Source organism: Streptomyces sp. NPDC029139 (assembly GCF_055564335.1).
This window is the reverse complement of sequence record NZ_JBVHWN010000017.1, coordinates 1-13,915: the sequence shown is the minus strand read 5'-3', so window position 1 is coordinate 13,915 and position 13,915 is coordinate 1. Positions and strand designations below refer to the sequence as shown.

At 70.5% G+C, this 13,915-nt stretch carries 15 protein-coding genes; 1 reads left to right on the top strand and 14 read right to left on the bottom strand.

Annotated features, from left to right (window positions below):
* Positions 1–9 precede the first annotated feature (9 nt).
* The 12 genes from ACZ4VW_RS28770 to ACZ4VW_RS28715 form a co-directional block, all read right to left on the bottom strand.
* On the bottom strand, positions 10–930 hold the full coding sequence (locus ACZ4VW_RS28770) for a peptidoglycan-binding protein (protein WP_467967396.1): 921 nt from the start codon (positions 928–930) through the stop codon (positions 10–12).
* A gap of 87 nt (positions 931–1,017) precedes the next feature.
* Positions 1,018–1,428, bottom strand: coding sequence for an ATP-binding protein (locus ACZ4VW_RS28765; protein WP_467967394.1), 411 nt, complete (start codon positions 1,426–1,428; stop codon positions 1,018–1,020).
* A 31-nt stretch (positions 1,429–1,459) separates the two neighbouring features.
* Positions 1,460–2,032, bottom strand: a complete 573-nt coding sequence (locus ACZ4VW_RS28760) for a hypothetical protein (RefSeq protein WP_467967392.1) — start codon at positions 2,030–2,032, stop codon at positions 1,460–1,462.
* Entirely contained in the window at positions 2,032–3,168 is a 1,137-nt protein-coding gene (locus tag ACZ4VW_RS28755) for a hypothetical protein (RefSeq protein WP_467967390.1), read from the bottom strand. Before ACZ4VW_RS28755 ends, ACZ4VW_RS28760 begins: the two co-directional genes overlap by 1 nt.
* 10 nt (positions 3,169–3,178) lie before the next feature.
* A complete protein-coding gene (locus tag ACZ4VW_RS28750; protein ID WP_467967389.1) occupies positions 3,179–4,318 on the bottom strand; it encodes a hypothetical protein in 1,140 nt (379 codons plus the stop codon).
* A gap of 46 nt (positions 4,319–4,364) precedes the next feature.
* Entirely contained in the window at positions 4,365–5,585 is a 1,221-nt protein-coding gene (locus ACZ4VW_RS28745) for a hypothetical protein (protein ID WP_467967387.1), read from the bottom strand.
* Between the two features lie 37 nt (positions 5,586–5,622).
* Positions 5,623–6,825 carry a hypothetical protein gene (locus tag ACZ4VW_RS28740; RefSeq protein ID WP_467967385.1) on the bottom strand — a complete coding sequence of 401 codons (1,203 nt, stop codon included), beginning with the start codon at positions 6,823–6,825 and terminating at the stop codon, positions 5,623–5,625.
* A 35-nt stretch (positions 6,826–6,860) separates the two neighbouring features.
* Positions 6,861–7,784 (bottom strand): phage distal tail protein, encoded by a 924-nt coding sequence (locus tag ACZ4VW_RS28735; protein WP_467967383.1) that lies wholly within the window; start codon positions 7,782–7,784, stop codon positions 6,861–6,863.
* A gap of 30 nt (positions 7,785–7,814) precedes the next feature.
* On the bottom strand, positions 7,815–9,083 hold the full coding sequence (locus ACZ4VW_RS28730) for a tape-measure protein (RefSeq protein ID WP_467967381.1): 1,269 nt from the start codon (positions 9,081–9,083) through the stop codon (positions 7,815–7,817).
* Positions 9,080–10,282, bottom strand: coding sequence for a phage tail protein (locus ACZ4VW_RS28725; RefSeq protein WP_467967379.1), 1,203 nt, complete (start codon positions 10,280–10,282; stop codon positions 9,080–9,082). The genes ACZ4VW_RS28730 and ACZ4VW_RS28725 overlap by 4 nt, the downstream gene beginning before the upstream one ends.
* Positions 10,283–10,309: 27 nt before the next feature.
* The gene (locus ACZ4VW_RS28720) at positions 10,310–11,443 is read right to left on the bottom strand and encodes a hypothetical protein (protein ID WP_467967377.1); all 1,134 of its coding nucleotides are present in this window, start codon (positions 11,441–11,443) and stop codon (positions 10,310–10,312) included.
* Between the two features lie 93 nt (positions 11,444–11,536).
* On the bottom strand, positions 11,537–11,749 hold the full coding sequence (locus tag ACZ4VW_RS28715; RefSeq protein WP_467967375.1) for a hypothetical protein: 213 nt from the start codon (positions 11,747–11,749) through the stop codon (positions 11,537–11,539).
* A 296-nt stretch (positions 11,750–12,045) separates the two neighbouring features.
* Here ACZ4VW_RS28715 and ACZ4VW_RS28710 point away from each other — a divergent pair, with 296 nt between their 5' ends.
* Positions 12,046–12,960 carry a hypothetical protein gene (locus ACZ4VW_RS28710; protein WP_467967373.1) on the top strand — a complete coding sequence of 305 codons (915 nt, stop codon included), beginning with the start codon at positions 12,046–12,048 and terminating at the stop codon, positions 12,958–12,960.
* A gap of 57 nt (positions 12,961–13,017) precedes the next feature.
* Here the strand turns inward: ACZ4VW_RS28710 and ACZ4VW_RS28705 are convergent, their stop codons facing one another.
* Both ACZ4VW_RS28705 and ACZ4VW_RS28700 read right to left on the bottom strand, forming a co-directional pair.
* Positions 13,018–13,311 carry a hypothetical protein gene (locus ACZ4VW_RS28705; protein ID WP_467967569.1) on the bottom strand — a complete coding sequence of 98 codons (294 nt, stop codon included), beginning with the start codon at positions 13,309–13,311 and terminating at the stop codon, positions 13,018–13,020.
* Between the two features lie 119 nt (positions 13,312–13,430).
* Positions 13,431–13,721, bottom strand: a complete 291-nt coding sequence (locus tag ACZ4VW_RS28700) for a hypothetical protein (protein ID WP_467967372.1) — start codon at positions 13,719–13,721, stop codon at positions 13,431–13,433.
* Positions 13,722–13,915: the final 194 nt, after the last annotated feature.

The window sequence follows — 13,915 nt, the reverse complement described above, 5'->3', positions numbered from 1 at the left end:
GGTGGTTCCTTATCCGGTGTACGGGACCTTGAGTGCGTTCCAGGACATGGCGCCCGGCCAGCCGTCGGCGTCGGAGCCGCTGAAGCCGAGCTTGCGCTGCCACTTGGCGTAACTGCGCCGGTCCGCCTCGCCCCAGCGGGGGGACGGGCCGACGCTGTACGCGGAGCAGCCCTCGGCGACCAGGCGGCGGCCCATCGCGGTCACGATGGGCGAGCTGGGGTCGGCCTTGAAGAACGAGGTGCCGGGGAACGGCTGGTAGCGCGGCGCGGCGGGCTTGGCGGGCTTGGCGGGGGCGGTGGGCCTGGCCGCGGGGGCCCCGGCGAGCCGCTTCTGGACCCGGTCCCGCATCCCCGGCATGGCGAAGCCCTTGGGGTCGCTCTTCCAGTCGGACCATTCGAGGTGTCCGATGACCGACTTGGCGCCCCAGCCGTGGGCGCGGCAGAGCGCGGCGGACGCCCGCTCGATCGCGTCGAGCTGGGCGGCCGGCCAGGGGTCGGTGCCGTTGCCGAGGTTGACGCACTCGAAGCCGTAGAAGCGGGCGTTGCCGTCGACGGCGCCGGGGCTGCCCTGGTGGACGCGCGGGGCCGGCGGCCGGTCGCCGTACGCCTCGGTGATCACGGCCTGGAGGACGGACGGGTCGCCGCCGCCCGCGTGGTTGGCGCGGCCGTTGCCGACGAGGTGGACCGTGCCGTCCTTGGCGATCACGCCGTGGCACAGCGGGCCGGGCAGACCCTCGTAGCCGTTGAAGCAGAGCTCGACGGACGAGGCGGTGCCGCTGGAGACGGTGTGGTGGATCATCACGCCGTTCACCGGGCCCCAGGCACCGGCCTGGTTGCGGTGGTGGCTGCGCCAGCCGTCGTGTTCGACGACGGTGACGCCTTCGGCGCGGAGCGCGGCGACGAGCCGGTCCGCTGAGAGGGGGGCTGCCATCTGGGTCCTCCGGGCATGAGAAAACCCCGGCCGGTTCGGACGGGGCGAGTGGAGCGGCGTAGGGGCGGCCTGGGGCCGGCGCAGGGGTCAGGCGACGGGGTCGGGCTGTTCCGGCTGGTGTTCCGGGACCGGCGGGGGAGCGGGGGCCCAGGCGGTGCAGAGCGCGGCGTAGGCCGACCGGCGGGACTCGAAGTCGGCGAGGGCGGCGGTCACGGCCTGCTGGACGGCGGTCGGGTCGGGCGTGACCGGGACGCCGTTCTGCGAGGGGACGACGACCGTTCCCGAGCCGCGCAGGACGGAGTCACCCTGGCCCGGCTCGTTCAGGTCGGCGGTGACGTACACCGACGGGTACTGCCCGGTGACCGGGTCGCGTTCCAGGGTGTAGCCGAGCGTGTTGTCGTAGACGCGGACGTTGAGGGTGTGGCCGCTGTCGGTGACGGTGGCGCGGCCCGCGTAGTCGATGGCCACGCCCCAGGGCTCGTTGGGGTCGATGTTCATGGCGTACTCCTCGTACGTCTCGGTGGACGGATCAGGTCTGGGCGCCGTGGATGAGGACGGTCTGGGCGTAGACGGTGCCGCCGCTGGCCAAAGCCTGGACCTCGATGTTCATGGTCTGGCCGAACCGTGTCTTCATGTCGCCGGGCAGCAGCCCGAGGTGCTCGTACGTGCTGCCCGCGGTGACCGTGGGCCCGAACTGGGTGCCGTCGACGAGGACGCGGACCTGGCCGGTGGCGCCCGACGACGCCGCCGTGCTGAGGACGATCCGCATCTTGGGCTGCCAGATCGGGTTGGAGCAGCGGGCGATGGTGGTGAAGACGGTGCTGGTGGTGGACGGCCACTTGGCCACGTCGCTCGGCAGCGGCGGCAGCAGCGGCAGCCAGGGCCGGGCGAGGCCGCCGGTCATGATGTCGTCGGCGAAGATCTCGTGGCCGTAGCCGTCGAAGATCCGGAACAGCGGCCGGTTGATGGTGACGCTTCCGGTCTGGGCGGGCGGGCGGATCTCGCTGACCGCCGGCCGGGTGTTGACGGCCGTGGACAGGGCCTTGATCCGGCGTTCCATCCGGTTGAGCCGGTCGATGATGTCCTCGGGCAGCTGGGGCATCAGGCCTCCTCAAGGTAGAGCTCGGCGGTGTCGGGACGGCCGCGCTCCGGGGGAGTGACCTTGACGCCGATGATGCGGTAGCGGGCGTCGAGGCCCTGGGGGTGCCACTCGTCCGTGATGCGGACCCGGGCGACGCGGCCGATGAGCGCGGGCGGAACGATCCCGCCGAGGTGGATGCTGATCGCCGGGATCACGACGGCGCCGCGGGCCTCGTCGAGTTCCCGCTTGGCGAGCGAGTCGAGCGTGGTCTGGTCGGTGACCTCGTTGTGGTCCGAGGACAGGTCGATCAGTGGCCAGCCGTCCGCGAGCAGGTCGCTCGCGATCTGCTGGGTGGAGTAGATCGGGCGGGACTCGGTGCCCGCGTTGGCGTTGACGGAGGCGCCGCGCGCCAGGGAGGTGGTGCCGCCGCGGGTCGCGTCGTACGGGAAGGAGTACGACAGGATGACGCCGGGCCGGTCGAAGAGCAGGTCGGTCGCACCGTTGACGATCTTGGGCGAGCCGAGCCGGAGCTGCCGGACCCGCTTGCCGTCGGTCGGGTCGCGATAGACCAGGATCTGGTGCTCGAAGCCGCCCTCCAGGGCGGCCAGCTGGTCGAGCGCCTCCAGATAGACGGTCTCGTCACCCTTGCGCCAGGAGGCCGTCCGCAGGACCTCGGACTTCTCCTTGCCGAAGGTGATCCCGAGACGGCGGGGCTCCTTCCCCTCCGGCAGGGGGACGGCGGGATCCTCCTGGAGGTCGAGCTCCTTCCACAGCCGGCGCGCGATCTCCAGCTGGTCGGTCGGCGTCGTGTACGTGATCTCGGTGCGGATGCGGCGGCGGCCCGCGTACGAGTCGAAGGTGGCGGCCTGGATGCCGAGGGTCAGCACACCGCGGCCGCTGGACTGCAGGGTGGTGGTCCAGACGATGCCGCCCCACCACAGGTCGCCGCCGCGCTCCAGGTAGACCGCGGTGCGGCCTTCCCGGACCTTCTTGACGCGGTCGGCGAGGTCCTTGTTGGGGATGGGGATGGTGCCGGAGAGGGAGCCGGCCTTGCCGATGTAGTCGTCGAAGGAGACGTCGCGCAGCGGCAGGATGTCGAGGGTCTGGTCGGTGATCAGATCACAGAAGATCGCCCGGTAGGGCGTGTCAAGTGTCATCGGGTGCCCCTCACTGGACGAAGGTCGCGGTGATGCGGATGGGTCGGCTGGCGGTCAGGAGCCCACCGGGCGACCAGGTGCGCAGGGTGATATCGCCGGTGCTGTGGACGACGGCGGCGCCGTGGCCGACGCCGTCGGAGGCCACCGCCTCGAGGTTGATCGGCGGGCGCCATCCGACGGGCAGGGTGCACAGCGGCTCGTCGGTGACGTTGCCCGTGCTGCCGGCGGTGACGTCGGCGCCGGTACGGGTGACGTTGACGTTGAACGTGACCACGCCGCGGGTCCGGCGGGCGTATGTGTACGTCACGGACCAGTTGGCCAGGGCGGTCACGCCGGTCGTCAGGTTCTCCACCTCCACCGGCGGTTGGTAGTTCACCCATGCACTGCCGCTCCAGCGCTGCAGGACGCCGTTGGCCTCGCGGAACTGCCCCACGTAACTTCCCGTGGACAGGGCCGCGCTGGGGGCGATGCCGCCGATCTCCTTGGGGTACGGGACCCAGTTGGTGCCGTCCCAGCGCTGCAGGAAGTGGGAGTTGTCGTTGTCCTGGTACTGACCCGGATAGGCCCCGGGCACACCGGCGTTGTTGTAGACCGGCAGGATGCCGCCGGTCGCGACGGTCGTGGTGCGCAGGTCGGTGAGGGTGCCCGTGGTGGTCCACGGGATGCCGCCGTTGCCCGCGGAGGCGCCGGCCGGCACCCGCACGGTGAACAGCGTCAGCGAACGCTCGGGCGCGGGCGGCGCCACCGGCGTGGCCTTCGCCTGACCCTGGACGATCTCGACGCCGGCCTCGTACTTGCCCAGGGAGTCGGCGTCGTTGTCGTACACCCGCAGCACGACGAGGTCGAGCCGCGGATTGAGCGGGTCGCCGTCACCGAAGGTGATGGTCAGGTCCTGGTCGAGGGCGACCGGGTAGGCGCCGTCGTTGTTGCCGCCCTGGACGACGGCCTTGCCGTGGTAGACGGCGGCCGTCATGGGGCCTGTGCCGCTGAGCCAGAGGCCGCCGACCCGGAACTTGCCGTCGTACGTCCCCGGCAGGATGCCGGACCGCACGCCGAGCGGGTTGACGGGGGTGGTGGCGCCGATGTTGGTGATGCGGGTGTGCTGGCGTGTCTGCCCGGTGGGCGACAGCCAGCCGGAGCGTACGGGCATGGGTCTCTCCTGAGGGAAGGGGCGGTCGGGCGGCGGCCTCGCGGGCTCAGTACTGCGGCGTGACCAGGATGAAGGTGTTGTCGAACCAGGCCCGGATGTTGGCGTGCGAGGTCCGGTAGTACGCCGTGACGGTGTAGACCGCGCCCGGCGTCAGGCTGTGCAGGCGCTGCGTGGTCGAGACGGCGACGCCGTCCGTCGGAGTGGCGGTACGGGCGTTCACCACGCTCAGCTCGTCCTCCACCTCGCGGTGCACGTTGGTGCCCTGCATGACCCGGACTCCCATGAAGCCCGTGCAGGAGGTGTTGGTGCCCGTGGCCAGGACCAGCTCGATGCGAGAGCCGAAGGTGAGGATCACCTGGCGGGTCTCCGGCGCGACGAAGGTCACCGACAGCGGGTTCGGGGTGCGCTCGGTCAGCGCGTTCACGTAGGTCGTCGAGGCGGTGTAGCCCGCGTCGAGCGAGTCGTTGAAGTACGGGCCGGGGTAGGCGGACACCCACGCCGTACCGGTCCAGCGCTGGAGCGGGCCGGCAGGGGTGGCGCGGTACTGGCCGTTGTAGGTGCCCGGCGTGGAGGTGCTGACGGAGGTGGGGACGATGCCGCCGAGGGCGTGCGGGTACGCCACCCACTTGCCGCCGTCCCAGCGCTGAAGCTGGCTGCTCGGCAGGTCCACGTCCTGGTACTGGCCCGGGTAGGCGCCCGGGGCGACCGCACCCTCGACCGGCAGGATGCCGCCGGCGGAGACGACGGAGGTCCGCAGGTCCTTGAGGGCGGTGTTCCACGGGATGCCGCCGTTGCCGGCGCTGGCGCCGGCCGGGACCGTCACCTCGTACAGCGGGAGGCTGCGCGGCGGGACGAGCGGGGCCTTGGGAGTCGGGCCGGCCTGGCCCTGGATGACCTCGACGGCGGCTTCGTTGCGGGTGCCCTCGTACAGGCTGTCGTGGATCCGCAGGACGACGAGGTCGATCCGGCCGTACTGGGCGTCGCCCTCGACGAAGGCGACCTGCTGGGACAACGGCAGGGCGACCGGGTAGACGCCCTGGGAGATGTCGCCCTGGATCACGGCGCGGCCCTCGGACACGGTGGCCGCCATGGCGGAGGCGCCCGTCATCCAGAAGCCGGACAGCCGGTACTTGCCGTCGTAGGAGCCGGGCAGGATGCCGGAGCGGACCTGGACGGGGTTGAGCGCGTTGGTGGCGCCGATCTGGGTGAGGCGGGTGTCCTCACGGGTCTGGCCGGTCTCGAGGACCCAGCTGCTGCGCAGGTTCATGGAATTCTCCGATCAGGAAGGAGAGCGGGTGCGGGGGTCAGGACTTGATCCACTCGGCGGCGAGGTTGCAGGAGTAGCCCGATCCGCCGAGCGTCTTCACCGCCGCCGTGTGGGACTGGTAGGCGGCGAGCTGGAGGGTGTTGCCCGCGGTGAGCTTGATCAGGCCGGTGCCGCCGACGGTGATGGCGCCGTTGCCGGCCGGGGTGAGCCAGGTGGTACGGCTCACGCCGCCACCGTTGACCAGGAGGCGGGCGCCGCGCATGCCGGTCTGGGCGTCGTTGGCCCAGGCGACGTGGCCGGAGACGCGCCACCAGCCGGTGCGGGGCACGACGTAGGTCGTGGTGCCGTTCCAGCCGGCGGCGTCGTCGACGTCGACCGTCGGCATGTTGACCGGGGTCCACGTCGCCGGGGAGATGGTCTGCTGGTTGGCCGAGAGCAGCTGGGAGACGCTGAGCAGCACGGTCGCGGTGCCCTGGGCGTACTGCCAGGCCGAGCCGTCCCAGCGCTGCAGGACCCCGGAGCTGTCCCGGTACTGGCCGGTGTAGCTGCCGGACGACCCCACCGCGCCGGCGGGCGCGATGCCGCCGATCGCCTTCGGGTACGAGACCCACGTCGCGCCGTCCCAGCGCTGGAGAAGGCCGCCGGCGTCGCGGTACTGGCCGGCGTACGCGCCCTTGAAGCCGCTCGTCGGGCTGATGCCGCCGAGGGCCACCACGGGCCAGTGCTGGGTCGTCACCGCGCCACCGGTCCAGGCGATGCCGCCGGTACCGGCCGAGACGCCCTTGGGGACCTTGACGGTGTAGAGCGGCTGGGTGCTGCCGGGGCCGCTCGCCGGGGCGACCGGAGCGGCCGCGGGCGTGCCCTTGACCAGCCGGACGACGGCCTCGGTGACGCCGGTTTTGTCGTAGTCGTTGTCGACGACGGCCAGTTCGATGAGATCGATCCGGTCGTACTGTGCGTCGCCGTCCTCGATGGTGATCGTCTCCGGCGAGATCGCGCTCACCAGGTAGGCGCCCTGACGGGTGTCCTTGCCCTGGATGATCGCGCGGCCGGTGCCGATCGTGCACTGCATGGGGGCTCCGCCGGTCAGGACGAAGCCGCCGGGCAGGATGCCCGGCCGAGAGCGCAGAGGGGTCTCCTCCGAGGTCTGGCCGGAGGGGGTGAGCAGGGCGGCCAGGGTGAGGCGGGTGTCCTCACGGGTCTGTCCGGTGGACTGGAGCCAAGCGGCGCGAACGGTCATGGTTCACCTTTCCGTCGGTTGCGGGATGCCGGGTGTCACCACTCGGCGTTGCGCCAGCGGACCGTCATCAGCGCCTCCGGGCTGTCGTCCGGCCGGAAGGAGAGCTCCGCGCGGCCCGGTTCGAGCAGGAAGAGCTCTTCCGGGCTGGAGTCCGCCATGGCGGTGTGCCGGCGGGAGGCGGTGCCGTTGAGGGTCACCGTGCCGTTGGCGGTGTCGACGACCAGCTCGTCGCCGGTGGCCAGGTCGATCGCGTACCGCAGCCGGCGCTTGCTGACCCGCTCGGTGACGGTCGGCATCGAGCACGGGCCGCGGAAGGTGATGACCGGGTGGGTGGCGGCCGAGCCGGTGTTCTCGGCGACGACGTCGCCGGTGGACGTGGCCTGGCCCCAGTCGAGCGGCCAGGTCAGCGGCCAGTCGAGACCGGCCTCGGGCTGCGGCGCGACGGTGGAGACGGTCTGCTCGCCGACCGCGTAGCGGCGCGGGTCGGAGGCCAGCCACTGGACGGACATCTTGGAGCTGCCCTGGGTGGCGAAGCCCTGGTCGGCCGGGACCACCCGCTGGGCGATCCGGGCACGGACGGTGAGCATCTCGCCGTGCAGCCGGACGGTGAGCCAGCGCTCCTCGTCGAGCAGCGCGAGGGCCTGGCGCAGCGCGCGGATGGCCTCGGGGGCCGATCCGTACTCCGGTATCAGGACGATCGTCCCGCCGACCTTGCGCGGCTTGGCGTAGCGGGAGCCGGACCAGGCGCCGTGCGAGGTGGGCCGGTCGGCGTCGGAGGAGTCGTACTCGGGCAGGTCCTCCCAGCCGGTGAGGCCGGAGCGGTCGATGGCGAAGGGGGTGCCGGGGCCGATGAGAAGCCCGGCCCACTGCATCTGCCCGTCCTGGGTGATCAGCGAGCCGGGCGCGACGTCGGCGGTGTAACCGTTTCCGGTGGCGTATGCGGTTGTGGTCTCGGCCATGGGGGCCGTCACCTCACTTCTGATGGGGTGTCAGGGGCGGGCGGTCGCGAGGAACAGCAGGTCCTCGGCGGTCGACCGGGGTCCGGCGCCGGGCTGCTCGTGGAAGTCCCGTATGCGGCGAGCCGGTCGGGCCGGCTCGACGAGGGCCGGGACGCGGCGGTTCTCGAGCACGGTGAGCGAGTCGATGCGCGGGGCGTCGGCGGCGCCGGGGAAGACGACACCGCCGTCGGCCAGCATCGGGATCTTGTCGAGGTCGACGCCGAACTTCTTGTCCGTGAGCGGGATCGAGACGGTCAGCTTGTTCAGGCCGTCGATGATCCAGTTGGCGAAGGCGATGAGGCCGTTGATCGGCCCCTTGACGACGCCGACGACGGCGCTCAGGGCGCCCTTGATGAGGTCCCCGATGCCGCGCAGGGCCTTGCTGACCGCGTCCTTGGCGGTACGGAAGAAGCCGGGGATCTTGTCCGTGATGAAGGACACGACCGGCTTGACCGCGCTCTTGATCCCGCCGAGGGTGCGCGAGGCGATCCCGCGCAGCGCGTTGGAGGCGGAGGTGACGGCGCCACGGATCTTGGAGATGCCGTTGATCGCGGCCCCGACGACCTTCAGGGCGGCCTTGAAGAGGGTCAGGTACGCCTTGAAGTAGGTCCCGACGGCCTTGCCGAGCACCTTCATGATCGGTGAGAGGAAGGTCCAGATCGCCCGGAAGACCTTGAGGGCGGCGTCGAAGGCTTGCTTGAGGAACTTCTGGCCGGTCTTGGAGTTGACCGCGAGCTCGATGAGGTAGGCGGCGACGGGCACGAGGATGCCGACGAGGAAGCCGATGGGGTTGGCGCGCATGGCGAGGTTGATGCCGGTCATCGCGATGGAGGCGACGGTCATGACGGTGCCGTAGGTGTCCATCAGCTTGCTGATGACGTCGGTGACGGGCAGCAGGGGAGCGAGGATCGCGACCAGACCACCGATGCCGGTGCCGATCTTGGCGGCGGCGGTCCTCGCCTTGCCCGCGGCGGTGCCCGTCCTCCGGATCCCGGTGGCCGCCTTGGACTGCTGGATCTTGCGGACGGCGGTCACCGCGCCGGAGGCGCTGGTGCCCAGGGTGCGTACGGAGGAGCCGGCGGTGCGAAGGCCGGCGGCGAACGTGGACATGCCGCCGGCCGCCTGCTGGACACCCTGCTTGAGCCGCTTGAGCGAGTCGCCCGCCTGGCCGACGCCCTGCCGCAGGGAGTTCATCACCGGAGTGACCGCGCCGAACCGTGGCATGGCGAACCGCGGCATGGCGACTGCGGCGGCACTCATCCGCGTGCCTTCGCCAGGTACATCAGCGCGTTCGCCGTCGACTGCGGGTCGGTGCCGCGGGCCGCGTGGTAGTGCTCGATGTGCAGCGAGGCTCCCGCGCCGCCGCCGGCCTGCGCCTGGGCCGACATACGGGCGCGGCGGGCGGTCTGGGCGAGCAGCCGGTCCAGCTTGGAGAGCGGGAGGACGGCCTCGGCCTCACCGGCCTCGGCGAGGATCGCCGGGACACCGCCGTGGCGGGGCATGACGACACCACCGGTGGCGAGCATGGGAATGGTGGGGATGTTGACCCCGAAGGTCTTGCCGCCGACGAGCGGGACCCAGCCCGGGACGCTGACCTTGACCCGGTTCAGACTGCCGATCATGCCGTTGATCAGGCCGATGACCGCGTTGATTGGGCCCTTCACGCCGTTCTTGATGCCCTCGAACGCCCGGGACGCGATGTCCTTGAGGCCGTTCCAGATGGAGGACATCTTCTCTTTGACGGCGCTGAAGGCCTTCGGGATCGCGGTCTTGATCCAGTTCACCACCGGGGTGATGACGGCCTTGATGCCGTTCCAGACGGTCCGGATGACCGTCCGGATCGCGTTCATGACCGTGGTGATGACCGTCTTCCAGATCTTCACGTAGGTCTTGATGACGGTGGCGACGGCCTTGACGACGGTGGAGATGGCCTTCTTGATGCCGTTCCAGACCGTCTTGATCAGCTGGCCGGCCTTCTTCATGATCGGGCCGATGGCCTTCATGACCGAGCTGATGACGGTCTTGATCGCGCTGAAGGCCTTCTTCATGATCGTCTGCATGGTCTTCGAGCGGGCCGCCATGTCGACGATCTTCTCGATGAGCGGCATGAACAGCTCGATCAGACGGGCGAGGATGTTGCCCTTCATGGACTTGTTGAGCTTGTCCTGGCCCTTGGCCGCCTTGCCGGCGCCGGACTCGTACTTGCCGAGCTTCTTGCCGGCGGACTCGGCGGTCTGTCCGGCCTTCTTCATGGAGCGCTCGGCCTGGTCCGAGGCGGTCTTGAGGTTCTTGAGCTGAGTGCTGGAGCTCTGGGCGCTGCTCTTCAGGTTCTTGAGCTGCCCGTTGGCCGCCCGGCCGGCATCACCGACCTTCTTGACCGAGGTGCCGGCGCCGGATGCCTGCGTCTTCATGGTGCGCAGGGAGTCGGACGCCCTCTTCAGGGAGTTGGTGAGAGACATGGGTGTACCTCCTTTCGCGGGTGGGGATCAGAGCGTCTGGTCGGCGCGCTGGACCGAGGCCCTGAAGTTGTTGAAGGCCTGGGCCAGGTTCCCGCCCGCCGTCGCGAGGTCGTTGGCGGCCCGGGCGGCCGCCGAGAGGTTGCTGGCGTTCGGAAGGTTCTCCGGATTGAAGTGCCGCTGGGCGCCGGCGAGTTTGCCGGTGGCTTTGGCCAGTTCCGCGATCTTGGTGGGGTTGGACTTACCTACGGCCTTGTTGGCCTTGTCGAGCGCCTTGGTGTCCAACTGGTGTTGGTTGTACTTCTCCACGCCCTCGGCGATCTTCACGAGCTTGTCGGCGACGGAGGCCATCTTGGTGGGGACGGCGGCTGTGATGGCCGTGTTGACCTTCGTGACCGCTTTCGCGGTCTTCTCGAGCGAGCGGGCGCTCGGGAGCTTGCGGACCTCGGTGTTGAAGGTCGTGATCTTGCTGTTGACGCTGCCGATCGCGTCCCGGAGCTTCTTCAGCTTCTGCTCGTCCGGGAGATCGGCGATGGGGACACCGGCAGCGGCCAGCCTCTCGCGCGCCTCGACATGGGCCTTGGGCTGGAACCCCCAGCCGTCACCGTTGTCGTTCTTGGCAAGGATGAGATTGCGCGGGATAAGGCCGCGGCTGACTATCGACGCCACGTTGAGAAGGACGCCCTGGATGGCCCGCTGTATGACGGTGAACCTGGCCAGCAGTACGAGGCCGATGCCGGCGAGGATCGCGGGAACTACCAGGCCGACGATGGCCGAGTAGAGCCATTCCTTCCAGTCCGCGTTCCTCTCGTGAAACTTTTCGTACGAGGCGGCGAAACCTTCCAGCCCCATGGACTCCAGGTACTCTGTCATCGGCTCCTTTTGGAGCTCCTCGTACATCTCCGCGAACCGCTTGACGAAGTCGTACGGCAGCATCGCGTCGTGGACGATTCTGGGCTGGCCGGTGATGAGGGCGGCCTTGAACTCGGAGACCTTGAAGGTCTCCTCCTTCTCCTTCTTCGTCCCCTCCGGATCCTTGACGTCATCGAACTGATCCATGGGGTCTTTGGCATACGTGACCTTGACCTCGACGTCACCCTTGCTGAGACGTTCGTGGAGATCGTTGAGCTGCTTACTGAGCTCTGCGTTCGTTACTTCTGGCATGGGTTGCTCCGCTTCCGGCCGGTGAGGGCCAAGCGCCGAAAAGCCCCTGCCGCATCCCGGCAGGGGCTCGTTCGTAGGGGCAGCGCGCTGCGGCTAGGCGTCCTCGTCCCGGCGGGAGCCGCGGCGGGTCGTCGCGAGGGCGTCGTTCCAGCCGGCCGCGTACGCGAGGGTCTCGTAGCGGGAGACCTCGGCGTACAGCGTGCCGAGCAGCGCTCTCTTGTCGAGGGCGACGGGTCCTTCGAGGAGCTGGCGGAGGCGGTCCTGGAGCGGGATGTGCGGTCGCGATGCCTCGGCCTGCTGAGTCATGGACGCCTGCCTTCCGGTTGCTTGCCCGTGCGTGCGTGGCGGCGCCGCGGAGTGAGGCGGGGGCACCACATGTTCGAACTACTGTACGAACAGAGTGTGGAACACCTGTTCGGTATTTGTCGAGCCGAATGCTCTGACGGCGTGTCTGCTTCCGGCGGAACATGACCGGTTGATGATGCAACGTTCGCTGAGACCGACCGGGTACGCTGGATACGCGTTCCAGACCGGACCACCTCGGAGCGTCAGGGGCGCGAGCGGCGCGAGGGGACCCCAGGGGGCGGAAGGCATACAGGCGTATGGACAGGGAGCGGGGCGATGGCCACCGCGGACGGGTCGTCGACTGGTTCGAGACGAACTCCGACCTACCCCATCTGTTCGCATGGATCTCCGAACTGGTCCACGTCCACGGGTACGCGCCCGAGGACCTCGTCGTGATCGCCAGAGCCGAACTGGACCGCCGCGAGACGGCCACCTTCACCGCCGGCTGGGCCGAGGCCGTCTCGGAGGAACTTCCCCGCATACGCCGCGAGTACGAGAGGCGCGTCGCCGACGCCTACGCGCAGGGCCAGCGTGACGCGCGTGGAGTCCGCCGCCCCCAGCGCCGCACGGGCGAGGCCGAGGACGGCGCGCGGGTCATCCCGCTGCCCTTCGCCCGGCTCCTGGAACCGCCCGCCGCCGTGATCGAGGCCGAGGAGCGCCTCCGTCGGGAACGCGAACAGTTCGACCAGCGAGGCCGGCACCCCGAGCCCGACCGGACGCCCGACCGGACGCCTGACCGGTCGTCCGAGCGGATGCCCGACCGGACGCCTGACAGCGCGTCCGCGCCGGATCCCGCGCCCACGTCCGGCCGCGACGCCCAGCTCGAACACGCCACCGCCGGCCGGGACGACGACGAGCCGCCCCGCCCGCGCACCGAGGCCCCGGAACCGGAGCCGGAACAGGACGTACTGCTCACCGCCCAGGAGCTGCGGACCCGCAGGACGGCCCATTCGGTACGGAAGGTGGTACGCGGCAAGGGCGGGCGCCCCGTCGTACCGCCGCTCGGCCAGGTCCCCGGCCAGTCCGGGCCCCCCGCCGACCGCCGTGCCCCCGACCCCGGCGAACCGGAGACGCGCGGGCGCAGGGGACGACGGCTGTCGGAGCGGGCCAGAGCTCTGGAGGAGGAACTGGTCGACCGAGCACAGGAACCGCCCCCGGAGCCCGCTCCCTGAAACGGGAACGGGCACCGGGGGCTGGGGAGGGGGCGAGGCGGGTGCGGGGCGCGGGCGTCAGCCGAAGAACCGGGCGAGCGCTCCCGGGGAGACCGCCTCGGCGGTCTGCTCCGGCGTGGAGTTCTCGTCCCGTTCCTCTCCGTCCTCGTCCGTGCCGCCGGGGCGGGGAACCGGTGCCGGAGGCTCCGGCTGGTCGCCGTCCTCCGAGGCGTTGACGCACTGGAACATCCAGTTGGCGACGGCCAGATGGTCCACCGTCGCCGCGAGCAGATGGTCGGTGATCGACCACTCCGCTGCCTCGCCGTGGAGCTCGCGCTGGACCGCGCTGTCCCGTGGCAGGTGCTTGATCATCACCAGCACGCGGCGGCTGGAGAGCTCGCCGCGGTGCCAGTCGAGGAGATCGGTGCCGTAGTAGCGGAGGAGATCCGCCTCAAGGGCCTCGGCGTGTTCTTCGACGAACTCGACGAGGCTCAGTCTTCCCCCAGGCCGAGCCCCGTCTCCTTGCCGTAGGCCTCCAGGATGGCGGCGATGTCCTGCATGGTGATGTCGTGCTGCTCGAAGCGGGCGAACTGCTCCTCACCCATCAGGAGCGCGAGCAGCCCGTCCACGTCGTTGTCGTCGAGCTTGCGCAGAGCCTTCGCGGTCGCGCGGGAGAGCTCGGTGGGGAGGGTGTAGGACTCGCCGTCCAGCTCGAAGGACCAGGCGCGGCCGTGGGCCTCCTGGCGCTGGGCGCGAGCGGCGTTGACGTCGAAACGGGCCATGGTGATGCGTACTCCTTGTTCGAGTGAGTGAAGAGGAGAGGGGGCGGGGGGGGGGGGGGGGGGGGGGGGGGGGGGGGGGGGGGGGGGGGGGGGGGGGGGGGGGGGGGAGGGGGGGGGGTGGGGGGGGGGGGGGGGGGGGGGGGGGGGAGGGGGGGGGGGGGGAGGGGGGGAGGGGGGGGGGGAGGGAGGCTCCG